At 33.4% G+C, this 23,444-nt stretch carries 28 protein-coding genes and 2 pseudogenes; 25 read left to right on the top strand and 5 right to left on the bottom strand.

The window, feature by feature from the left end; translation table 11 throughout:
* Nucleotides 1–163: pseudogene (locus JJD95_RS13815) on the bottom strand (sodium:alanine symporter family protein); the annotation flags it as partial.
* A 680-nt stretch (nt 164–843) separates the two neighbouring features.
* On the opposite strand from JJD95_RS13815, the gene JJD95_RS13820 reads away from it, so the two are divergent.
* The 5 genes from JJD95_RS13820 (at nt 844) to JJD95_RS13840 (ending at nt 3,153) form a co-directional block, all read left to right on the top strand.
* Nucleotides 844–1,284: an OsmC family protein gene (locus tag JJD95_RS13820; protein WP_291643608.1), complete on the top strand. Its 441-nt coding sequence runs from the start codon at nt 844–846 to the stop codon at nt 1,282–1,284.
* 219 nt (nt 1,285–1,503) lie between these two features.
* Nucleotides 1,504–1,932: a MarR family winged helix-turn-helix transcriptional regulator gene (locus JJD95_RS13825; RefSeq protein ID WP_291643609.1), complete on the top strand. Its 429-nt coding sequence runs from the start codon at nt 1,504–1,506 to the stop codon at nt 1,930–1,932.
* Nucleotides 1,933–2,427: 495 nt separating this feature from the next.
* Nucleotides 2,428–2,598, top strand: a complete 171-nt coding sequence (locus tag JJD95_RS13830; RefSeq protein ID WP_291643610.1) for a hypothetical protein — start codon at nt 2,428–2,430, stop codon at nt 2,596–2,598.
* Nucleotides 2,599–2,613: 15 nt separating this feature from the next.
* The gene (locus JJD95_RS13835) at nt 2,614–2,760 is read left to right on the top strand and encodes a hypothetical protein (RefSeq protein ID WP_291643611.1); all 147 of its coding nucleotides are present in this window, start codon (nt 2,614–2,616) and stop codon (nt 2,758–2,760) included.
* 177 nt (nt 2,761–2,937) lie between these two features.
* Nucleotides 2,938–3,153, top strand: a complete 216-nt coding sequence (locus tag JJD95_RS13840; protein ID WP_291643612.1) for a hypothetical protein — start codon at nt 2,938–2,940, stop codon at nt 3,151–3,153.
* Between the two features lie 300 nt (nt 3,154–3,453).
* Here the strand turns inward: JJD95_RS13840 and JJD95_RS13845 are convergent, their stop codons facing one another.
* The gene (locus tag JJD95_RS13845) at nt 3,454–4,980 is read right to left on the bottom strand and encodes a sodium:alanine symporter family protein (protein ID WP_291643613.1); all 1,527 of its coding nucleotides are present in this window, start codon (nt 4,978–4,980) and stop codon (nt 3,454–3,456) included.
* Between the two features lie 480 nt (nt 4,981–5,460).
* Here JJD95_RS13845 and JJD95_RS13850 point away from each other — a divergent pair, with 480 nt between their 5' ends.
* The 3 genes from JJD95_RS13850 (at nt 5,461) to JJD95_RS13860 (ending at nt 7,774) form a co-directional block, all read left to right on the top strand.
* Nucleotides 5,461–5,634 (top strand): hypothetical protein, encoded by a 174-nt coding sequence (locus tag JJD95_RS13850; protein ID WP_291643614.1) that lies wholly within the window; start codon nt 5,461–5,463, stop codon nt 5,632–5,634.
* Nucleotides 5,635–5,877: 243 nt separating this feature from the next.
* Nucleotides 5,878–6,531, top strand: coding sequence for an HAD family phosphatase (locus tag JJD95_RS13855; RefSeq protein WP_291643615.1), 654 nt, complete (start codon nt 5,878–5,880; stop codon nt 6,529–6,531).
* Between the two features lie 274 nt (nt 6,532–6,805).
* A complete protein-coding gene (locus JJD95_RS13860) occupies nt 6,806–7,774 on the top strand; it encodes a DMT family transporter (RefSeq protein WP_291643616.1) in 969 nt (322 codons plus the stop codon).
* 15 nt (nt 7,775–7,789) lie between these two features.
* Here the strand turns inward: JJD95_RS13860 and JJD95_RS20100 are convergent, their stop codons facing one another.
* Nucleotides 7,790–8,104 carry a DUF6431 domain-containing protein gene (locus JJD95_RS20100; protein WP_367114826.1) on the bottom strand — a complete coding sequence of 105 codons (315 nt, stop codon included), beginning with the start codon at nt 8,102–8,104 and terminating at the stop codon, nt 7,790–7,792.
* Between the two features lie 311 nt (nt 8,105–8,415).
* Here JJD95_RS20100 and JJD95_RS13865 point away from each other — a divergent pair, with 311 nt between their 5' ends.
* The 7 genes from JJD95_RS13865 (at nt 8,416) to JJD95_RS13895 (ending at nt 13,415) form a co-directional block, all read left to right on the top strand.
* A complete protein-coding gene (locus JJD95_RS13865) occupies nt 8,416–8,589 on the top strand; it encodes a hypothetical protein (protein ID WP_291643617.1) in 174 nt (57 codons plus the stop codon).
* A 19-nt stretch (nt 8,590–8,608) separates the two neighbouring features.
* Nucleotides 8,609–9,331: a sensor histidine kinase gene (locus JJD95_RS13870; RefSeq protein WP_291643618.1), complete on the top strand. Its 723-nt coding sequence runs from the start codon at nt 8,609–8,611 to the stop codon at nt 9,329–9,331.
* Nucleotides 9,328–10,170, top strand: coding sequence for a response regulator (locus JJD95_RS13875; protein ID WP_291643619.1), 843 nt, complete (start codon nt 9,328–9,330; stop codon nt 10,168–10,170). The genes JJD95_RS13870 and JJD95_RS13875 overlap by 4 nt, the downstream gene beginning before the upstream one ends.
* Before the next feature lie 87 nt (nt 10,171–10,257).
* Nucleotides 10,258–10,428: a hypothetical protein gene (locus JJD95_RS13880; RefSeq protein ID WP_291643620.1), complete on the top strand. Its 171-nt coding sequence runs from the start codon at nt 10,258–10,260 to the stop codon at nt 10,426–10,428.
* Nucleotides 10,391–11,179: a hypothetical protein gene (locus JJD95_RS13885; RefSeq protein ID WP_291643621.1), complete on the top strand. Its 789-nt coding sequence runs from the start codon at nt 10,391–10,393 to the stop codon at nt 11,177–11,179. Before JJD95_RS13880 ends, JJD95_RS13885 begins: the two co-directional genes overlap by 38 nt.
* 162 nt (nt 11,180–11,341) lie before the next feature.
* Nucleotides 11,342–12,538 (top strand): metallophosphoesterase, encoded by a 1,197-nt coding sequence (locus JJD95_RS13890; RefSeq protein WP_291643622.1) that lies wholly within the window; start codon nt 11,342–11,344, stop codon nt 12,536–12,538.
* A 553-nt stretch (nt 12,539–13,091) separates the two neighbouring features.
* A complete protein-coding gene (locus JJD95_RS13895) occupies nt 13,092–13,415 on the top strand; it encodes a hypothetical protein (protein WP_291643623.1) in 324 nt (107 codons plus the stop codon).
* Here the strand turns inward: JJD95_RS13895 and JJD95_RS13900 are convergent.
* Nucleotides 13,405–13,641, bottom strand: a complete 237-nt coding sequence (locus JJD95_RS13900; protein WP_291643624.1) for a hypothetical protein — start codon at nt 13,639–13,641, stop codon at nt 13,405–13,407. The two genes, JJD95_RS13895 and JJD95_RS13900, sit on opposite strands and share 11 nt — an antisense overlap.
* Nucleotides 13,642–13,745: 104 nt before the next feature.
* A complete protein-coding gene (locus tag JJD95_RS13905; protein ID WP_291643625.1) occupies nt 13,746–14,141 on the bottom strand; it encodes a hypothetical protein in 396 nt (131 codons plus the stop codon).
* A gap of 187 nt (nt 14,142–14,328) precedes the next feature.
* On the opposite strand from JJD95_RS13905, the gene JJD95_RS13910 reads away from it, so the two are divergent.
* The 10 genes and pseudogenes from JJD95_RS13910 to JJD95_RS13955 form a co-directional block, all read left to right on the top strand.
* The gene (locus JJD95_RS13910) at nt 14,329–14,805 is read left to right on the top strand and encodes an NAD(P)H-dependent oxidoreductase subunit E (protein WP_291643626.1); all 477 of its coding nucleotides are present in this window, start codon (nt 14,329–14,331) and stop codon (nt 14,803–14,805) included.
* A 1-nt stretch (nt 14,806) separates the two neighbouring features.
* On the top strand, nt 14,807–16,681 hold the full coding sequence (nuoF, locus tag JJD95_RS13915) for an NADH-quinone oxidoreductase subunit NuoF (protein ID WP_291643627.1): 1,875 nt from the start codon (nt 14,807–14,809) through the stop codon (nt 16,679–16,681).
* A gap of 4 nt (nt 16,682–16,685) precedes the next feature.
* Nucleotides 16,686–18,374 (top strand): [FeFe] hydrogenase, group A, encoded by a 1,689-nt coding sequence (locus JJD95_RS13920; protein WP_291643628.1) that lies wholly within the window; start codon nt 16,686–16,688, stop codon nt 18,372–18,374.
* Nucleotides 18,375–18,379: 5 nt separating this feature from the next.
* Nucleotides 18,380–18,631: a (2Fe-2S) ferredoxin domain-containing protein gene (locus tag JJD95_RS13925; RefSeq protein ID WP_291643629.1), complete on the top strand. Its 252-nt coding sequence runs from the start codon at nt 18,380–18,382 to the stop codon at nt 18,629–18,631.
* Between the two features lie 332 nt (nt 18,632–18,963).
* A complete protein-coding gene (locus JJD95_RS13930; protein ID WP_291643630.1) occupies nt 18,964–19,629 on the top strand; it encodes an ABC transporter permease in 666 nt (221 codons plus the stop codon).
* Nucleotides 19,630–20,520, top strand: a complete 891-nt coding sequence (locus JJD95_RS13935; RefSeq protein WP_291643631.1) for a glycine betaine ABC transporter substrate-binding protein — start codon at nt 19,630–19,632, stop codon at nt 20,518–20,520.
* A gap of 58 nt (nt 20,521–20,578) precedes the next feature.
* The gene (locus JJD95_RS13940) at nt 20,579–21,568 is read left to right on the top strand and encodes an ABC transporter ATP-binding protein (RefSeq protein WP_291643632.1); all 990 of its coding nucleotides are present in this window, start codon (nt 20,579–20,581) and stop codon (nt 21,566–21,568) included.
* A 96-nt stretch (nt 21,569–21,664) separates the two neighbouring features.
* Nucleotides 21,665–22,006, top strand: a complete 342-nt coding sequence (locus tag JJD95_RS13945; protein WP_291643633.1) for a zinc ribbon domain-containing protein YjdM — start codon at nt 21,665–21,667, stop codon at nt 22,004–22,006.
* Between the two features lie 193 nt (nt 22,007–22,199).
* Nucleotides 22,200–22,430 carry a hypothetical protein gene (locus JJD95_RS13950; protein ID WP_291643634.1) on the top strand — a complete coding sequence of 77 codons (231 nt, stop codon included), beginning with the start codon at nt 22,200–22,202 and terminating at the stop codon, nt 22,428–22,430.
* 723 nt (nt 22,431–23,153) lie between these two features.
* Nucleotides 23,154–23,444: pseudogene (locus tag JJD95_RS13955) on the top strand (hypothetical protein); the annotation flags it as partial.

Genomic DNA, 23,444 nt, shown 5'->3' on the forward strand with positions numbered 1-23,444 from the left:
ATTCATCTTTTGTTACTGATAACTTTATAGCTTTAAATATGTGCCGTTGAATAAATTTAAGTCTAAAAGTCAAGAATAGATGAGTTCCAAACAATAAAACAATGAGTGGTATACCCCATATCAATCCATCAATTTTATTGATTATATTTACAAATGAATCCATTTACATTCCTCCTTATTTATTTTCATGATATTATCTAAAAAATTTATAGTTATTTTTCATATAATCCGATGTCATTACAAAAATCAACGAACACCTCAACACTTGTCTTAGTGTATTGGTGTTTTTCTTGAACATCTTATTTCATTATAATATCCATAAATGTACAACTTAAGCATATCCTAAAGATTAAACCACAAACTCCATCTGCATTATATAATATCATAAATAGACAAATGTTGATAGTTTCGCCCAGTTTGTCAATGATCATGAACAAATAATGTAAAATTTCCAATGGAAATCTCAGCCAAGACCTCGTTACGACACCTAGGGGTAAGCAAAATATGTCGAAAACAAATTGTAACCATAATTTGTTTCGATATATAAACTTATTTCTCTACAATTGATAAACCTTACTCTTTTCAATATTTAAGTGGGCTGCATGCATCCCACTAGAAACAAAAACTGTTCCAGCTTTTGACAAGGGTCTGACCCCTTACACAGATTGGAAGTGAAACAGACAAGCGGTGTTGCTAAAAATTTAAAAGCTTTAGTTTTAGTCAACCCAATGACTTAACTGAAGCCTTTTTTTGTATAAAAACGGAGATACATACTTAGCTAACTATTGACCTTGCTATTCAAGTATGATATTATATTAACAAACAGAAAAGGAGATGGTTATTATGTTAATGACTTATAAGGCTACTGCAAAAAAATTACCAGAGGGATTACAGGTTGAAACAAATGCAAGAGGGTTCAAAATCTTAATAGATGAACCAGAAGATCTGGGTGGAACCAATGTTGGTATGAGTCCAGTTGAAACAGTACTTTGTGCATTAGGTGCATGTCAAGCAATTGTCGCAAGTGCATTTGCTAAAGCTCAAAAATTTTCTTGTGAAGAATTTCATGTTGAACTTGAAGGGGATTTAGACCCTGATGGTTTTATGGGACTTGCAGATGTAAGAAATGGTTTTCAGGAAATTCGTTATACAATGCACTTTAAAACAAATGAAACACAAGAAAAAACTGAAGCTTTTGCACAATTTATTGAATCAAGATGCCCAGTTGGTGACAGCCTTGCAAATGGTGTTAAAACGGTATCAGCTGGTGTTGTAAGATATTAATTAAATAATTGATAAGGGGGTTGCTACGGTAATTTCCTTATTTATACATAGAAGAATAACTGTGAAAATTAAATTATCATGTGCCAAAGTATTTTAGAGCAACAGCATTTTTGACTATATAGAAAAATATACTCAAAACAATATTTTAAAAAATATAGAAAAACATGCAAAAACATGCTATAATTTATTAATATATAAATAAATTAAGTTGGTGAATAAATGTTCGTGTTTGATGATTGTGTTGCTCTAATAACCAGTCGAAGTGCTAAAATTTTTGCAGAAGCATTGGAGAAAGTACTTAAACCGTATAATGTTACAAGAACTCAGTGGATTGCTATGTATTATATTTATAATAGTGATTGTATAACGCAAAGACAATTGGCGGATAAAATGTCAATAAAAGAGCCTACAGTTGTAAGGTTACTTCAAAAAATGGAATATGACAGTTTTTTATGTCGCACTGGTTGTACCAAAGATAAACGTGTAAAATATTTAAAGCTTACACAAAATGGAGTTAAGGCGTGTGTTGATTTAATGCCCATTGTTGAAAAATTTAAAAATGATGCTGTTGTTGGCATTGATGAAGATATCCTTCAGATATTTAAAAAGGTACTGAATAAAATGACTGAGAATACATTAAATATATAATTATTTTTATTAATGATAATATCTAATGGTAAAGTATAAGTTGAAATATTATATAAATTTTAAAATACAAAAAGATGCTTTCATTAAAAATAAAGCATTTTTTTTATTTGTATTATTCAGTTTATAAAACATGAATAGGTTATAATAAATTTAATTGGCGTCTGCTGTAAATATAAGTGGCAACTACCGATGACCAGGTAAGAAAGACAATACCCCACCAGATTCCAGTAACACCTAAACCTAAAATGTTACAAAGAAAATAAATCAGTAGCAACAGAGCTTGTCTGCTTCGCTTCCAAAGTCTGTAAGGTGCCTGACCCTTGGGAATGATTGTAAACTAAAAAAATGCTAACTATATGGAAGCTAGGCTAAAGTAATAGCTGATGCGGGTTTAGTAAATTATGTAACCTGATATCTTGTGCTTTATGTGGCAGCAAAACGATAGTGTACTGCTATGAATGGCGGTGCACTTATTCGTTCTAGACATTATTATTGATGCTGCCTATTATAAATATGGTGGCGTTTATATTCCACAGAAATATACTTGAAAAGTACCAGCAGCATTTTGCTTATGGGGTACGAGATGAAATAGTATTTTATGTTATCTACGCCGAATCGAATGAGTTATTCTCTATTAATAAAGCTATGGATTATTCCATTGTTTAAAAAATATTACCTGAAATGAGTGGTAGCGGTGGTGAGGTTTTAGATATATTAATAGAGCTATTTAACAATCTAAATAACACCAAATACAAAAATAATGGATACATAGAAGATGCGCAGGGAAGAACTATGGAAAGTCAATGCGAAAGCAGTGAATGTATATGATCAGGAGGTTCTTAAGATATTGATTCACAACCTTCTGGAAATAATTTTGAGCTGTTATTTATAGAAACGGAACAAGTTTATTTTTCGATAAAAGGGAATAAGGCCGCAACTGGATATGGTGAGTTAAAATCACTTACTACTATTATAGAAGGTAAAGAATGTATAGATTACATTTATATGTGCCTTTATTTTAAGGAATACTCTAATTATGAAATAGTAATTGAAAGGAAGAATAGAACCGCCATAGAATTTTATCATGATAATCCTATTATAAGAAATAAAGTAACACCTACAGGTAGAGGTGGCAATATCTTAAGTGGAATAATTAATTTTAGAGGGGATATAGGTTATTCAGATCTTTATGTAAATGTTAATGAAGAAAGCAATAAATAGTAAATTAAAAACCTCATTTTTAAAAGAGGCAGATTGTGATTATAGAAATACATATATATTCTTAGTTTTAATATGGCAAGAGGGTATAGGGAAATTTACAAATACTATTTGATGCTACAAAAGGGACTTAGCATTAGCAACAAAAACTGTTCCAGCTTTTGACAAAGGTCTGACCCCTTACACAGATTGGAAGTGAAACAGACAAGCTGTGTTACTAAAGATCTAGTTTAGAGCTAGTTGAATAAGTCCAAGAAATCGTCCATCGTGCTATTAGATGCACTTATAGCAGTATTAAGAGGCTTATTCATGTTTTTCTTCTTGCACAATAAAATCTTTATTGATATCCATCCAAAGATCCGCGTTTTTAATTCCTAATTTTTGTGGATTGAAATAAGGAGTCTTACCTTCTTTAACTTGTCTCATAAAGTCCCAGTATACCTTAATAACGGTTGGGAACATTATGAGAAGCACAATACCATTTATCCAGATCATCACACCTAATGCAATTTCACTAATCGCCCACACTGTAGAAGCTGTTGTTGTAGACCAAACGAAAAACATTAATGGCATGGTAATTCTAAGAATCCAAATCAATACATTTCGTGTTTTTTGACCTTGACTTCTCGCAAGGTAAGCTATTGCCGATTCACCTTCATAGTAGTAAGCAATGGTTGTTGAGAATGCAAAGAATAGCAATGAAAAGGCAATTAGAATCCCGCCAATATTTGGCATTACCGTATTTGCAGCTTCCTGAACCCAAACAACACCTGCAGTATTTGTTGCAGCCTGGTTTGACATAATTGTAGCAGATCCTTGTCCAATATAAGTGTAGCCCCCATTTAAACCAACCACATTAAAGCAATCTGTAATTAACATCATAAAACCAGAACAAAGACAAATAGTAATATCAATACTGACTGTGAATGCATTGATCAAACCTTGTTCGGCTGGATGCGGACTTTCAGCAGCAGCAGCAGCAGCAGCAGCAGCAGCAGCAGCAGGTGTTTCACCCATACCAGCACCACTGGAATTTACAGCACGTTTAACACCAAATACAATTGCACTACCAAACATACCACCAAAGACAGCATCTTTATTAAATGCACTACCAAGTATCATGGAAATTATACCTGAAATCTTATCTGCATTGGCAACCAGTATGATGACAGTCAATGATAAATACAAAATTGTCATAATTGGAACGATAAATGTCGAGAACTTTGCAATGCTTCGAACACCACCAGAAATTACTAAGAATAAAAGAACCGCTACAACAGCTCCTGTTATTGAAGGTTTAATACCCATACTGTTTTGGAATGCCATGGCAATGTTATTTGCACCAGGACCAACGACAAACAGTGGGACTGCAATCATTGCTAACACTGCAAACGAAATACCTAAAGATCTACTGCCCAATCCCATTTCCATATAGTTATAAGGGCCACCTCTATATTGACCATCTTGTCGAACCTTATATATCTGACCCAAACTATTTTCGGCATAAGCAATGGCAGCCGTCAACAGGCAAGTCACAAGCATCCAGAATACGGCACCTGGCCCACCATATAGAATTGCAACTGCAACACCACCTATGTTCCCTACAGCAACTCGATAAGCTGCAACCGTAAAAAATGTCTGTAATGGTGAAATTCCTTCATCTGAGCTGCCACCGCTCGTTGTTAGTAAATTAAGTTGAAGTTTCCAGTTTCTCAAAGTTCCAAAACGCATTGCAATGTTATAAGCAATACTTCCACCTAAGAGAAGTATTATTACAGGCAATGCCCAAAGGGCACCATTTATTTTGTTTATTTGTGCAGTATAATCCATTTGTTACCTCCATTTAATGTGTACCATTCAGTATCAATTGTACGGTATTTAATATTGGGGAAATTGCATATCAACTGACATTAAGAAACAATACATCAGATTACGATACTTGTTAAGTTAGCTGTCACATCCTTTGAATTAATCTACCCTATTTTTGCAGATTTATTTGTACTGGTTAAGGAAGTCTAAAAGTTGTTCTTTAGTACATGAGATTTTTGACTGCACAAAGGCCTACATCTGCGATAGTAGAAGCTGTATTGCTAATGTAGAGTGCCATGGGAATTTGTATGAGTTTAGTGTGGTGGAATTTAATCGAAGGCCTCGGGATGTAATTGGGAGGGGGATAAATTGATGTCAGAGTATAATAAAGTATAAAGAAAGTATATGAATGGGAAGATGTGAATTTTATAGGTTGATAAAGAATTTTAAAGATGTTATAATATTTTTACTTGGGAATTAAAATAGTGCTAGGGATTTAGAATGGATAATGAAACAAAGGAAATGTTCGAAATATTTTCTGTTGTAAATGCTATTGAGCACAGTAATACTACACATAAAGCAGAGATTGATAATATTACTTATAAAATTGTACATACAGAGGGAACAATAAATAAGATAGGCAATGTAATGAATGAAAGCGGAGTCGTAAAATAGAATTTTTGGCAAGCAAGAAGTGAAAAACTTGGAGAAGACAAGAGGGAACCACTAAAATAATACTTTGGTGGTTCATTTTTACATGCATGTAAAAATTAGCTAGTGAGGCGCTTCACGCCCCAATAGAGTAACTATTAGCAACTATTAAACGGAATATTTAATAGGTTGCAAGTAGAAATTCCACACTATGTAACTTTCTATCTGGAGATTTATATGGAAGGAAAATAACAGGATGGTGATTTTATGTTGAAAGCAGTTATATTTGATATGGATGGGGTAATTATTGATAGTGAACCTATACATATGAAACTAGAAAATGAGACTTATAAAAAATTAAGTATAGAGGTTACAGGAGATGAGCATCACTCATTTGTAGGATCAACCTCTCATTATATGTGGGAAACTCTAAAAAATAAATATAAGCTTAAGCAAACACTTGAGGAGTTAATTGAATATGATAGAAGTACGTATTTTAAATACCTTAATTCAGAAGAATGCGAAATAACTCTTATTGATGGGGTGAAAGAGCTAATAGAAGACTTGCACGAGAAAGGAATAAAATTAGCCATTGCCTCATCATCCCCACTAAATGTAATTCTGGTTATTGCAAAGAAATTTCAAATAGAAGAATATTTTGAAGTTTTTGTTACCGGAGACTATGTAGAGAGAAGTAAGCCTGAACCAGATATATTCCTTTTTGCTTCAGAGAAGCTGGGGGTAAGTCCGGAAAACTGTGTAGTTATTGAGGATTCTCATAATGGGGTTCTTGCGGCTAAAAAAGCAGGTATGAAGTGTGTAGGAATCAATAGCGATGCTACAGGAAGCCAAGATATTTCCATGGCGGATTTAGAGATAAATAGCTTTAAAGAAGTAAATTATATAAAGTTATGTCAATAAATTAATAGCAATCTCAGTCGTTCCTCCTTCAAAAGTATCGCTGGGGTGTCTGTTTTTACATATATGTAAAAATAAGCTGATTTTTTTTGAAATTTTGGATATTTTATATTGCAATGTGCACCCAGCGGATGGAGTAATAACAAAATAGTTATTTAAAGAATTATGTGGTACTATGTAGTTTGATTATGTGTATTATAATAACAATTATTTATCTTAATAATATTATTAGCTGTATTATTAACATGATCAAATTTGATATAGTAGAGGCGTAATAATGAAAAAAGGATACTGGTTTATAATTCTAGCTGCATTTCTTTTCAGTACCATGGAAATAGTTTTAAAAATGGTTTCAAATGATTTTAATCCTATGCAGATAAATCTCATAAGGTTTTTTGTAGGGGCGATACTTTTATTACCAATTGCAATAAAGAAATTGAAGAGTAAAAAAACTTCATTAACTAAAGATGATATTTTGTTTTTTGCACTTACAGGATTTATTCTTGTGGTAGTGAGTATGACATTTTTCCAACTTGCTATTTTATACTGCAAGGCATCTTTGGTAGCTATACTTTTTAGTTGCAATCCTGTATTTGTAGTTACTTTTGCCTATTTTTTAATTGGTGAAAAATTATATAAACACACTATTATCTCAATGTTACTTAGTATAATTGGAATGATATGTATATTAAATCCTTTTAGCATGGAACTTAGTTTAAAAGGGATAATATTCATTATTATATCCTCGATAACTTTTGCTTTATACAGTGTAATAAGTAATAAGAAAATTGAGAAATTAGGAGGCATAGTCATAAACTGCTTTACGTTTTTAATTGGTAGCCTTGAAATGTTAGTAATTATTCTTATTACAAAATTAAATTTTGTATCAAGCTTTCTTTCTGGTATTGGATTAAATGAATTCTCAAATATTCCGATTTTTCAGGGTATAACAATAGAAAAAATACCAATGTTAGCTTACATTAGTATTTGCGTTACTGGGCTTGGGTTTACTTTTTATTTTTTAGCAATGGAGGAAACTTCTGCTTCGACTGCATCAATTGTATTCTTTATTAAACCTGCATTAGCACCAATTTTAGCTTTGATAATTTTAAAAGAGGTTATTGCTTTAAATACGACAATAGGGATTGTTTTTATTATTATAGGTTCTTTTATTAATTTTATATCTACGAGTAATTTAGCTAAGGGTACTATAAATAACGTAGCAGAAAGCGAAAAAGTTTCATAAAATTCAAGAAAAAAATTAAGTGGGTTGCTTCGCATCCAAACTCTGTAAGGTGCCTGACCCTTGGGAGTGATTGCAAACTAAAAAGGAAACAATTAATGCTGTTGCTAGTATCATGAAGTCCTCAAGTTCATCAAAGGAACTATAAGGAATAATTACCGAAGGTAGGAGGGCAGGGGTATGTCCACATGATGAACACATATATCTAAGAATGACAATTACATTATCTTGAACAGTATTATTATCATAAGTAACAAGATGACGTTTATAAGAAGCAAATGAGGATATTGAATGCTTAGCGCCATAAAGTGGACATACTAAACTCCTGATGATGTCAAGTCATTAGGAGTTTTTGTTATAGCAATAATTTGCTTAGTAAAAAAGCAAATAATAACTACATAATTATTAGTGTTATAGGTATAATTTGACTTAGGAATGCAGTTCCATAAAGCTATATTTTGACGCACTACAATTTAGACTCCCACTGAGGTTTTATTTTTGTTGTAGTATGTGACCGCCACATATAGAAGTGGGGGACTTTCCTTCTAAAATGCCGTTAAAAATAAAAGTGAATAAATGCAACCGAGGGGTGAACAAAAGTATGAAAACCGCTGAATGGTGAATGGGAATTCTATTGGAATCGATTGTTGACACCACAGGATTTTACTGCGGGTAAGCCTCCACAAATGGATTCGCTTATGAAAGTTCCAGGCACTTGGAATGATAAAAAATCAGGAGAAAATCTTTATCTACATAGTGGGGTTGCAACCTATCGTTTGCGACATCCTTGGCGTCATAATAAAAGCAGTGCTGGATAAAAAGGACAATGCGATCTTAATGTTTATAGCTATCTATGTCTTTGTTTTGGCTATTATCGAAGATGTTTTTCACTATAAAGGAATTGGTGGTAATAATGTATCCTTTATGTTTTTATATGGAAATTTTGGAGTCGTTTTGGCAATGTCTCTTGTTCAAGCACAGATTAAACCTCATTTTCTATACAACGCATTGAATGCAATTGCTAATGTGTGCGAAAAAGATGGGGCTAAGGCTGGCAAGCTCATTGTAGACTTAGCAATCTATTTAAGAGGGAGTCTGGAATTTAATCACCTGGATAAAATGGTGACTATAGAAAAAGAACTGGAATTTATCGATACGTATTTCAACATTGAACAAGCGCGCTTTGGTCAAAAGATACAGTTGATTAAAGAAGTTGGAATCCATTTAGAATATCAACTACCTGTCCTCATCCTCCAACCATTAGTGGAAAATGCAGTTCGGCACGGTATATCAAAAAAACAAGGTGGAGGAAGTGTTATAGTCAGGGTGATGCAATTAGAGGAGGATATAGGCATTGAGATTGAAGATGATGGTATTGGTATTAAAGAGGAAAAGCTTTCGCTCCTCTTGAGTGAAAAAAGAAACGATCAAAGCGTTGGTCTCCTTAATATCCACTATCGGCTCATGCGATTGTATGGCAGAGGTCTCGGTATTACCAGTGAGGTGGGGCGGGGAACCTGCGTGAAACTTGTTATACCTGAAGGGAGAAAGTCATTATGATAAGAATTGCGGTAGTAGATGATGAAATGCATGTATTGGAACGATTCGAAAGAATGGTGCTTAAAATAAAGGAACTGGAGCTATGTGGTCTGTTTGAAACAGGGGAGGAGTTATTATCATACCTAGAACAGAATCCTCTGGATGCCGTTTTCTTAGATATTGAAATGCCAGGAGTTAATGGACTTCAGCTATCAGAACGGATATTAGACATGAGTGAATTTATCGATATTATCTTCGTGACCGCATTTAATCAATATGCGGTAGAGGCTTTTGAAGTACAGGCTATGGATTATATTCTGAAGCCATTGACACCGGAAAGACTATTGAAAACAGTCAAGCGATTATTGAAAACCAAAAGCACAGCCGTGAGACCTCAGAAAACGTTTATTCAATGTTTTGGTGACTTTGAAGTGTTCCTAAATGGAGAAGCGCTAGTATGGAAAAACTCCAAGGCAAAGGAAGTATTAGCTTTTCTAATCCATAAAAGGGGTATATCGGTAAATTGTGAAAAGATAGCTGATGCAGTTTGGCCTGACTATGATAGCAAAAAAGCTCAAACAAATTTTCATGCAACTACCTACCTGTTGTGTAAAAGATTGGCAGAAGGAGTAGGCCTTGTTATATCAGCTGCAGTAACGGGTGTAGCAACTGGAATAGTAACTGTTGGTGGGGCAATGGCAGCCCCAGCTCTTGGAGCACTTGCATTTTCAACAGCCTCTGGTTTGGCGGTGACAGCCGCAGGAGTAGGTATACAAATAGCAATTGGGGCAATAGTTACTGTAGCTGTAACAGGAGTAGCAGGTGCTGCAACCTTAGGTACAGGACTTTTGGTAAAGTAAATCTGCAAACTATATCAAGAAACCACCCGTCAAGTTTGACGTGTGGTTTCTTGATTATCTAATAAATATTAAAAAGAGGTGTTTGTTGTGAAAACCAGAGAAGAAATACTTAATGGTTATGGTGCCTCTGAGAAAAAATTACAGGAGCTGCTTGAATATCATAATAATAATATATTTGCAGAAACTTGTGATCTTAATAATAAAGTGGATGAAAAATTTATTGAAGTTTGGCAAATCTATGGAGTGTATTTGTCATGAGGATAGATTAGAACTGTTAGAGTCAGATTCCTTGGAATTAGTTATATATCAAACTTTGGTCGGAAAGATTCCAATATTATTTACTCCTAACAATTATGACTTTGAGAAACTAGTGCAAGCACTGGTATATAGAAATGAACCCATAGAAATACCTAACTCTATGGGGGCTTGTATTGTTAAGGGCTATAATAATTGGGATAGGATAAGAAGGCTTCGGGAAAAATGGACAAATGAAAATAAGGATGGTTTTTGGCAAGAAGAATTTAAAAAAATCATACCAAATAAAGATTTATATCAAGATAAATTTATTATATTATCAAACAAATTTTATAGTGGCATAACACCCAATCAAGTTGGAATAAATGAGGATGAATGGAAAAAAATATCCCGTATTATACGTAGGGAACATGAGTGCACCCATTATGTGACACAAAGGCTATATGGAGGTATGCAAAACAAAGTACAGGATGAAATCATTGCAGACTTCTTTGGAATTTTAGAAGCCATGGGTGAGTATAAGCCAGCGTGGGCACTTTTGCTTTTAGGTTTAGAAAATTATCCTAAATATCGTAAGGGTGGTAGGCTAGAAATTTATAGAGGAAATCCGCCGCTCTCTGATAGTAGTTTTGATATTTTAAAGCAAATAACTGTAGTTGCTGTTATCTATTATATTAACAGAGTATATTTGGAAAATAAAGAATCACTTCCTCACAAGGGTGACAGTCACCTATCGAAACACATCGAAAAATAAGGGAATATGCCGAATGAGGAAACACTTGACAATACTTTGATATCAAAGTAAAATATATAAGGATATTACAAAAGAGGAAATTGAAGTATTCAGATCAGTTCTTAAGCAGATGGTTATAAATTTTAGTTGAGTTAGATTGCTTCAATTAGGCGGTGGATGTTTATGAAATTTAAAAAAAAGTACATATTTATCATATTTATAATGTTTTTATTTATTCTAGGAGGTTGTGGTTACTCTACAAATGATCTAAAGTCACAAAACAAGATTAAGTCTGGTAAAGATATAACCTTTTATATTACTACTGATATACATTACTTATCTAAAGATTTAACAGATAATGGCGAGGCTTTCAATAAATTTGTTTCAACAGGATCAGGAAAACAGATAGCTTACATTGATAAAATTTTAAATGCATTTACTTATGAGGTTAAAAATAAGAAACCGGATATTCTCATTATCAGCGGTGATCTCACCACCAATGGAGAAAAGAAGAGTCATGTTGATATTGCTAATAAATTTAAGGATATTGAGAAAACTGGTACTTCGGTTTATGTGATTCCAGGCAATCATGATGTGCTAAATCCTTGGGCTAGAGGGTTTAAGGGAGAAAAGCAATATATTACTGATAGTGTAAGTGATAAAGATTTTAGTAAGATTTATAGCGAGTTTGGTTATGAAGAAGCAATTTTAAGGGATAAGAACACACTAAGTTATCTTGCAATGCCTTCAGAGGATGTGTGGTTATTAATGCTAGATACTAATCAGTATAAGAATAATTCTGCAATTGGGTTTCCGCAGGCTGATGGCCAGATTACTCAGGAAACCTTTGATTGGATAAAAAAGTGTAGTGCTTTAGCTAAAGAAAAGGGAGCAAAGATAATTACTGTGATGCACCACAATTTGCTGAATCATAGTGACGTAATACAAGATGGGTATACAGTAAATGATAATAAAGAAGTTATTGATGCTTTTCAAAGTAGTAATTTAGATTTAGTCTTAAGTGGACATATTCATATCCAAGATATAAGCTCTTATAAAAAAGATGCAGATAAAAATATTAATAATTTTAGTGAATACACAAAGGGATTTTTTGGAAAACTTGCTTATGATATGGCATATAAACAATTAATTAAAGAGAAAAAGTACTCAAAGGATGAAATAAACCTAATGTCTGAAACTATGAGGATATTAAATTTAAGGTATTTTTCTGGACTAGAAAATTTAAATTCAAAGGATGTAATAAATTCAGAAGGGTTTAAACTATGGTCTGATTCACATGAAGGATTTCTAAAAAGATATATAATGAGTATAGTGGAGGATAAAGATACTGATGACAACGTACTTGAGTATAATAAATAAATATTTTTTAAAATATCTTTTCATATGGAAGCATATTATTGAGAGAATGTATATTTACAGCTACTCTTGTTTCTAATATTATTGTAATGAAGGGAAAAAATCAAGAAAGGATTAAAGATAAAATATGAACAATTTCAGGATACTTTTTAAGTGTTTCCTCTCTCACTAAAGTTGTTGTATAATATGAAGGGAAGCAGAATAGTGCTTTTGGATAGTGGGAAAATAGTTCAAGAAGGAACTAGAGAAGAAATGTTATTTAACCCTAAAATCAATTTGTAAAAGTTTTTTTTGGTAATAAGGATTTCACTGCATATTTAAATGTAATAAATATCAAAAGGGAGAACTTATAGGAGAGTTTGCAATGAAAAATACAAGTAGTGCAGCATAATAAAGTCGCATTTAACGACTTTATTTTTATTCAAAATCATCTTTTAGTTTATCAATTATTTTAATTAGTTGCACTTTTTCATCTTCGTTTAGCAAGTTACTTATGTGATTTTCAAAATTTTCCATCCCAGTCCGCATTCTTTTATCAATATCACGTGACCTGTCGGTGATAATGAATGATGACGTGGAACAAAAGGCAGCATTTGCTAAAGCGGCTTTTGGGGATTTCCAACATAACATAAATAATGTTAATAACGCAGCTGGTGTGATTATAGTGAGTTACAGAAATGGTTTAATCGGTCATGATCCACAGGGTAATGTTGCCACATCAAAAGGAGATTCATGGTCCATGTTTGACGTGGGTATTGCAGGTCAGACTTTATCATTAGCTTTCCACGAAAAAGGCACTATGTTTGTATATGATTTTGAAGAGGGAGTTCGTGTACACGGATATGAAACTAAAGATGTTTTAATTCATATCATAATTTAGGTGCTACTCTTTTATAAGAATCAAAGAGTTCCATTGGATCCTTTGCCTCAAAGCAGGGTCCGTCGTTAGAAATTTCCACGACCATTTTATCGTTAGCAGTAATTAATATGCTAATATAGCTTTTCGCATATCTTAACTGATTTTCTATGATATTTTCCAAGGCAATTAAAAGCGCCTCTGAATTACCATTAATTTCTAATTCTTTCAAATCAAGTTTCCAATTCAAATCAGGTCTAACTACACTAAATCTGGATACAAGACTTTTAATGATTCTATCAACTCTAACAATTTCCCTATTTTCCAGGTACTCAAGAGAATGACCCAGGGTATTTAATCTTCCATAGCACTGTTACCACTGGTTTCCCAGTCTACGTAATAAAAATATGAATCGCCCTGAGCTTTGAGGATGCCTTCCTTCTCATCCAGTCCTTCAGAAGCTATCTTGTCTACAATTCTTTGAATAATATGTTCATCTTCCCTCTGATATATATATAGTTTTTTAGTGAATTCATCTACATTGATGTTAAAGGATAACGGGAATTCCAGGTGTATTCCTCTTAAGCTCCTTGACCAAGGAATATCCGTCCATACCAGGAAGCATAATATCAAGAACCCATAACTAAGAGCACCTTCCGCAGGGCAACTAGAAACACATTGGAAACAGTTAATGCGCTGTGGTGACCTTACGTCACTACACTTTGATACCTGAATCCACCATAAAGCCATGTGAATATTGTGTGATTCCTGTGTGATAAAATATAGATAAACCTCTGAAATTTTTTTGTTCAACTTGCCACGTGAGTGGCGGCAGTTTTATTAGCAATATAATTTGTAATATATGAAAGATTAGTATAATATATAACAGTGGCGATAATTTAGCATAATTTAGCATAATTTAGAAGGAGGCAGTATAATGAATACACCATTTGATTATAGTAAGCTTAATAGTATATTAAGTGAGCATGAATTCGAATCCTGTAATATTATAGCAATATTGCAAGATACACAAGAAATTTATAGGTATTTACCTAAGGAAATATTCGGGTATTTGTCAGATAAGCTTGGGATGAGTAGAGCAAAAATATATAGTGTTGCTACTTTTTATGACAACTTTTCACTATATCCTAAGGGCAAGTATGTAATAAAAATATGTAATGGTACAGCCTGTCATGTAAGAAAGTCTATCCCAATATTAGACAAGCTACGAACCGAGTTAGGACTTTCAGAAGCTAAGATCACAACTGATGATTTAATGTTTACTTTAGAAACGGTCTCATGTCTTGGTGCTTGTGGACTTGCCCCTGTTTTGACTATTAACGAAAAAGTCTATGGTGCGATGACTCCAGAAAAAGCAATTGAGCTTCTAAAGACACTTAAGGAGGAGAATTAACATGCTTCATAATAGAAATGATTTAATTAATATTAGAAATGATTATAAGGTTAGTCTGGGCATGCAAAAGAAGAAAATTCTTATATGTGCAGGTACTGGCTGTATTGCAGGTGGTTCCCTAGATATTTATGATGAGCTTGTAAGATTAATGGTGGATAAAGGCATAAATTGTGAAATAAAGCTTGAAGTGGAACCACATGATGAATCAGTTGGAATTAAAAAAAGTGGGTGTCATGGATTTTGTGAAATGGGTCCTCTTGTAAGAATTGAGCCCTGGGGATATTTATATATAAAAGTTAAGACTGAAGATTGTGCGGAAATCATAGAGAAAACTATACTTAATAATGAGTGCGTAGAGAGACTTGCGTATACTAAAGACGGGAAAATATATAAAAAGCAAGAGGAAATTCCATTTTATAGTAAGCAAACTAGGCTAGCACTTGAACATTGTGGACATATTGATGCGAATTCCATAGAAGAATATTTTGCTGTTGGAGGATATAGTGCCCTTGAAAAAGCATTATTTGATATGAGTTCTGATGACATCATAAAGCAAATAGAGGAATCAAATTTAAGAGGACGTGGAGGCGGTGGATTTCCTTCAGGTCGTAAATGGTCTCAAGTAAAACTTCAAAAAGAGACAACTAAATATATTGTGTGCAATGGTGACGAAGGTGATCCTGGTGCATTTATGGACAGGAGTTTAATGGAGGGTGACCCTCATAGAGTAATTCAAGGAATGATGATTGCAGCTATTGCATGTGGAGCGAGGAAGGGATATATTTACGTGAGAGCCGAGTATCCTCTTGCTGTAAGCAGACTTAAGAATGCTATTAGTCAAGCAAAAAGTTATGGAATTTTAGGTGAAAACATTCTTGGGACAAACTTCACTTTTGATATTAAAATAAACAAAGGTGCTGGTGCTTTTGTATGCGGTGAGGGAAGCGCTCTTACAGCTTCTATTGAGGGGAAAAGGGGAATGCCTAGGGTAAAACCTCCAAGAACAGTAGAACAAGGACTTTTTGGTAAACCAACAGTACTTAATAATGTTGAAACCTTTGGAAATGTACCATCAATTATTAATAGAGGGGTAGAGTGGTATAAATCTATTGGAACGGAAAAAAGTCCAGGAACAAAAGCTTTTGCATTAACAGGAAACATTGAAAATACAGGACTTATTGAGGTGCCAATGGGTACAACATTAAGAGAAATAATATTCGATATAGGTGGAGGAATTAAAAATGGTAAAAAGTTTAAGGCTGTACAAATAGGTGGCCCATCGGGAGGTTGTCTTGTAACTAAAGACCTTGATTTGTTACTAGATTTTGATTCGTTAAAAAAAGTAGGTGCAATGATAGGGTCTGGTGGCCTGGTGGTTATGGATGAAGATACTTGCATGGTTGAGGTTGCAAAATTTTTCATGAGCTTTACACAAAATGAATCTTGTGGTAAGTGTGTTCCATGTCGTGAGGGTACTAAAAGAATGCTTGAGATTCTTGAAAGAATTGTTGCAGGAAGTGGAGTGATCTCCGACATAGATACACTCTTAGAACTTGCAGATACTATATCGCAAACATCATTATGTGGCCTTGGTAAATCAGCCGCATTGCCAGTTGTTAGTACTATTAAAAATTTCCGTGAGGAGTATGAAACTCATATAATTCAAAAGAAATGTGCATCAAAAACCTGTGTAGGGCTTAAGACAATATTTATTGATGCCGAACTTTGCAGAGGATGCTCAAAGTGTGCGAGAATTTGTCCAGTTCACGCAATTTCAGGCAAAATTAAAAGTCCATATACAATCGATAAAGATAAGTGTATTAAGTGTGGCGCTTGTATTGAAGCCTGTACATTTAACGCTATAAAGGAGGATTAAGACAATGAATGGACAGTTTATGCTTATAGATGATATTCCGGTAGAGATAAATGGTGAAAAAAATATTCTTGAATTAGTTAGAAAAGCAGGCATTGAATTACCTACCTTGTGTTATTATTCGGAGCTTTCGGTATATGGAGCCTGTCGTATGTGTATGGTGGAGAATAAAAGAGGAGATATGGAAGCTTCTTGCTCCACTCCGCCAAGAAATGGAATGGAGATATATACCAATACTCCAAGGCTTCGTAAATATAGAAAAATGATTCTTGAATTATTGCTCTCAGACCATTGTAGAGATTGTACTACTTGTGAAAAAAATGGTCACTGCAAATTGCAAGAATTATCACAGCGCTTTGGAATAAAGGAAATAAGATTTAAAAATACTTCTGAAAATAAAAAGGTAGACAATTCATCTCTATGTATAGTAAGGGATAATAGTAAGTGCATTTTATGTGGAGATTGTGTTCGTGTGTGTGATGAGGTACAAAACGTTGGAGCTATTGATTTTGTTAGAAGAGGTTCTAAAATGCGTGTAGGGACTGCTTTTGATGAAGCATTAGCAGAATCTAATTGTGTTGGTTGTGGACAGTGCGCAGCGGTTTGTCCTACAGGTGCTATTGTAGTAAAAAATGATACAGCCAAGCTTTGGGAAGAACTTAGTGATAAGGATACAAAGGTTGTAGTTCAGATTGCTCCTGCAGTACGGGTTGGAATTAGCCAGGAACTTGGACAAAAAGACGGAGAAAACGTAATGGGTAAAATAGTAGGTGCTCTTAGAAAAATGGGTTTTGATGAGGTTTTTGATACTTCTACAGGAGCAGATCTTACAGTGCTCGAGGAAACCACGGAATTTCTCGCAAGACTTGAAAAGAATGAAAAATTACCATTATTTACATCTTGTTGCCCTGCCTGGGTAAGCTATGTGGAAAATAATTATCCAAGTCTAATGAAAAATGTTTCTACTTGTCGTTCACCTATGCAAATGTTTTCTTCAGTGCTCAAGGAACACTACAAACATTCTAATAAAAGGATTGTATCTGTAGCAATTATGCCTTGTACAGCGAAAAAATCTGAAGCAAAAAGGGATGAATTCATGGAGGATGGGGTTTCTAGTGTAGATTATGTAATAACTACGCAAGAGTTTATCCAAATGATAAAAGAAGCAGGAATTATATTCTCAGAGGTAGAAACTGAGGCAGTAGATATGCCATTTGGTGTTAGCAGTGGGGCTGGCATTATATTTGGTGTAACAGGGGGTGTTACTGAAGCTGTTATCCGTAGGGTTTTAGATGATAAATCAACCCCAACCTTACGTTCCATTGCTTTTAATGGTGTACGTGGCATGGAAGGGGTTAAAGAAACTAGCATTACTGTGGATAATCGCATAATTAAGATTGCAGTGGTAAGTGGACTCAAAAACGCAGATGAGGTTGTAAAGAAAATTCAGGCGGGTGTTGCTCATTATGACTTCATTGAAGTTATGGCATGCCCAGGAGGATGCATTTGTGGTGCAGGACAACCATTTGCAAAAGCTGAAGGAAAATTAAAACGTAGTGCAGGATTATATGAGGCAGATAGAATGAGTAGCATAAAACGCTCCGAGGAAAATCCAGTGATGATGTCATTGTATCAGGGGCTGTTAAAAGGAAAGGTTCACAAGTTATTACATGTAGATTATAAAGGGAAGGAGTGATTTTTGTGATAGATTTAAGCGTTTGTGTGGGAAGTGCATGCCATATTAAAGGGTCTTACAATGTTATCAATAATTTTCAACAAATTATTGAAGAATATAAGCTGTCAGATAATGTTCAGCTAAAAGCGATATTTTGCTTGGGGCATTGTACAGAGGGAGTATCTGTAAAAATAGATGACAGTGAAGTTTATAGTGTTTCAGGATCTACATCTAGGAAGTTTTTTGATACTGAGGTAATGACAAGATTAAATTTGTAGAATTTATTAACGATAACAAAAGCCAGGGATATTAAAAATGTCCTTGGCTTTTGTTATATCTTAAGGGTGACAGTCACCTATCGAAACACATCGAAAGATAAGGGAATATGCCGAATGATATTAAGGATTTCTAAAAAGATATATAATGAGTATAGTGGAGGACAAAGATACTGATGACAACGTACTTGAGTATAATAAATAAATATTTTTTATAATATCTTTTCATATGGAAGCATATTATTGAGAGAATGTATATTTACAGTTACTCTTGCTCTTGCTTCTAACATTATTGTAATGAAGGAAAAAAATCAAGAAAGGATTAAAGATAAAATATGAAATTTATTTTAGAAATATTTAAACTGTATAGAACGAGATATGATTTTTTCAGTGAATTACTTATTCAACATGTATTACTTTCAGGTATTGCAATTATTTTTATTACGGTAATTGGGCTATTTCTTGGAATATATATAACACGGCATAAGAAGGCGGCAGGAATAGTGCTTGGGATATCAAACTTTCTATATACTATTCCATCTATTGCCTTGTTTGGTTTCTTGGTTGCTATATCCGGTATAGGGAATAAAAGTGCATTAATTGCATTAACAGTTTATGGCGTACTGCCTATTATAAGAAACACCTACGTGGGGATTTGTGAAGTGGATTCACAGATAGTTGAATCTGCAGTAGCTATGGGAAGTACGGATATGCAACTTCTTTTTAAAGTACAGCTTCCATTAGCCTTACCTATAATTATTGCAGGCTTTAGGACTATGGTAGTTATGACTATTGCTCTTACTGGAATAGCTTCATTTATAGGAGCAGGTGGCCTAGGAGTGGCTATATGGAGAGGGATAACTACAAATTATCCAGAAATGACTGCAGCAGGAAGTATACTTGTAGCATTACTTGCAGTACTTGCGGATTTTTTCATTGGATTGTTTGAAAAAAAAATAAGAAAAAGAGTTCTTGGAACAGAAAAGATTGGAGGAATGTAAATGTTAAAAAGAGTAATAGCAGGTACCTTAGGAATTATTATGACACTTTCTTTAGTTGGATGTGGAAGCGATGATAAGAAAGTCGTTATAGCATCAAAGCCCATGACTGAGCAGTATATATTAGCAGAAATGTTAACACAGCTTGTTGAAGCTAATACAGATATTAAAGTGGAACAGAAACTAGGTATAGGTGGGGGAACATCAAATATTCAGCCCGCAATGGAAAAGGGAGAAATAGATATTTATCCTGAGTATACAGGAACTGGTTGGCTTTTTGTACTAAAAAAAGATTTGATTAATGACCCTAATAAATTATATGAAGAGGCAAAAAAAGAATACGAGAGCAAATACAAAATAAAGTGGCTTGGGTTATATGGTTTTAATGATACCTACGCCCTTGCAATGAAAAGGGCCGCTGCGGAAAAATTAAATATTAACACTTATTCTGATTTAGCATCAAAGGGCAGTGGCCTTAAGTTTGGAGCAGAATATGATTTTTATGAAAGAGAAGATGGTTATAAGGGCCTTGAAAAAACTTACGGACTTACTTTTATAGGTAAAACAGAACTTGATATAGGACTGAAATACGAAGCAATAAATTCAAACAATGTAGATGTAATAAATGCTTTTTCTACAGATTCTATGCTGAAACAATATGACCTTAAGGTTCTTTACGATGATAAAAACTTCTTCCCTTCATATTATGCAACAACTTTAGTGAGAGAGGAAACACTTAAAAAGTATCCTGAACTTGAAAATGTTCTCAATAAACTTGAAGGAAAAATAAGCAATGATGAAATGATTCAAATGAATTATAAAGTTGAAAAAGAAAAGAAAGATCCAAAGGATGTAGCAAATGAATTCTTAAAGAGTAAAGGATTATTAAAGTAGCTTAGGTGAAAAAATCATAGAAGTTTTTAAAAGGTCGGAAGAGAAAGGATTATTATGTATGGAACTTATAAGGTTTGAGCAGATACAAAAGTCTTATGTAAATGAGATAAAAATTATAGATAATTTAAATTTTACAATAGATCAGGGAGAATTTATAACCTTAATTGGTAAGTCTGGTTGTGGAAAAACTACTATGCTTAAGCTCATAAATGGTCTAATTAAGCCAGACACGGGGAAAATATTTATAAAGGGCAAAGAAATAAATGATTGGGATATTATTGAACTTAGAAGAAGTATGGGCTATGTAATTCAACAAATAGGACTTTTTCCCCACATGAGCATAGAAGATAATATAGCTTATGTTTTGAATATTAAAAAAGAATCAAAGGAAGTTATAAAATACAGGGCTAAAGAACTTATAGAGCTTGTGGGACTGAATGGGGATTATTTAAAAAAATATCCGAGAGAATTAAGCGGTGGTCAAAAACAGAGAATAGGAGTGGCAAGAGCTTTAGCATCAAATCCAGATATAATTCTTATGGATGAGCCTTTTGGGGCGGTAGATGAAATTACAAGAAGAACCCTTCAGGAAGAGATAATTAAACTTCAAGAAACTTTAAAGAAGACTATAGTATTTGTAACCCATGATATAGAGGAAGCTTTCAAATTAGGTAGCAGAATAGTGCTTTTGGATAGTGGGAAAATAGTTCAAGAAGGAACTAGAGAAGGAATGTTATTTGACCCCAAAAATCAATTTGTAAAAGATTTTTTTGGTAATAAGGATTTCACTGCATATTTAAATGTAACAAATATTAAAACAGCCATTACATCTATTTCTAAAGAAAGAAAAGTTTACTATGAGGATATGTATAAAGACAAAAATATTCATAGTGTTAAAGATGATTCTACTCTTATGGAAGGAATTAAAGCATTATTTGATTATAGAGTAGACAGTATAGGTGTGAAGGATCAAAAGGGAGAACTTATAGGAAAGTTTGCAATGAAAAATACAAGTAGTGCTGCATCGTATAAGACAAGCGAGATTTAAGGATAAAATAATAGAGTGATTTGTCAATATTAAAAGATTATGATAATATGTAAACTGTAAAAAAGAAATGAAATAACGAATGGAGGAAATGAAATTATGTTGGAATTGCCAAATTGCCCAAAATGTAATTCAGAATATACTTACGAAGATAGAAGCCTTTTGGTTTGCCCAGAATGTGCTCATGAATGGACTTTAGAATTAGAAAATGAAAAGAGTGAAGGCAAGAAGATTGTCAAAGATGCAAATGGCAATACCTTGAATGATGGTGATTCTGTAACTATAATTAAGGATTTAAAAGTAAAAGGAAGCTCATCAGCTGTAAAGATAGGTACAAAAGTGAAAAATATACGTTTGATCGATGGAGATCATAATATTGATTGCAAAATTGACGGTTTTGGTGCTATGGAATTAAAATCAGAATTTGTTAAAAAGGCATAAGCGGAGTTATCATTGCTACTTTCCTTAGGGGAGAGTAGTTTTTTATATTTAAACTAAAGATGTGTTTTTTATTTAAACATATCAAAAAAATAGTCGAGAAGATGTAATTATCTAACAGATTTTTGTATCTTAACGGTTTGAAGTGTATTATAGTACTAAGGGAATAGAAAATTGACGAAGGAGGTTGAAATTTATGGCTTGGGGAAATAGAATTGAAAAAATGTTAGTTGTGGTTGAGAGTAAGCCTGATAATAACGGATGGGATATCCCTTTTGAATTGACTTACAACGATGAAAAGTTTGAAATAAAAGATCCAGTTAGGAGTATGAAGCTTTTTAATAATGCAGTCAGATATAAATGCAATATTGACGGAAAAGCAATTGAGTTATTTAATGAAGGCGAAGAATGGTGGATTTTAATATAGAAGCAACCATAAACCTCCAATTTATGGGGTAACCTCGGGGGGCGCTTCACACCCCACTAGGGCAACTGTGATTTGGGAAAAATAGTAAAGTATTAGTTAGAATTTAGAGTGAGCATCAGTGGCTGGAGTATTAGCTATTGATGCTTATTTTATGCGACTTTTAGCCCTATAAAATGGCTATGTTGGGATTTGAATAGCTGAGTTCCTATAATTTCTCAGAAATCAGTATGCGAAGTTAAGCAAGGAAACGAGTAAAATGAGCAAAAACACCCTATTTAAAATATTTTGTTTATGAAATATTAAATTCATTTGTCGCAATATTGGGTATAATCTGGAATCTATTAGTAAAGCTTTTCATTAATATTTAATGTCATAATTCTCAATTCCAACGAATATATAATGCATTTTGTATACGCAAAGTGATTTATTTATGAATAACATTTTTCTGTATATTTATATCTAATTTTAATCTTGTAACTTATCATGCATTTAGTTATAATATCTCATAATTTGGGAGTTGACACCATTATAACGCACTGATATACTAAACAAAAATATATGCATTTATTGTTTTTTTTTAAAAATTATTAACACATTTAACAATTTAATAAAATTTATCTTATTATCATAAAATTAATATTTCAATTTCTAGTGTTGTAAATACTAATATTAGTGACGGTAATATTTTAGATTTTATTATAAAAAATTTAGGGGGTTTCTATTATGACTTACAGTGTTATTGCTGCATTCACAATTATATTAATTGTACTCGCAGCTGGTGAATTTTTTTCGATAAAATCAAAAGCTTTTGTTCCTTCAGTATTTGTATCTGCAGTTTTATTTTTAATTGGATTTTGGACTTTTTTACCGAAGGATATTATTTCGCTAGGTTCATTTGCAACACCGATAGTATATCTTTCCATGTACCTGTTATTAGTACATATGGGCACATTAATGAGCCTTAAAGAACTTCTCTCTCAATGGAGAACTGTTTTAATAGCATTCAGTGGAATA

Source organism: Clostridium sp. (genome assembly GCF_016650035.1).
In the GTDB taxonomy this organism is placed as follows: Bacteria; Bacillota; Clostridia; order Clostridiales; family Clostridiaceae; genus Clostridium_AD.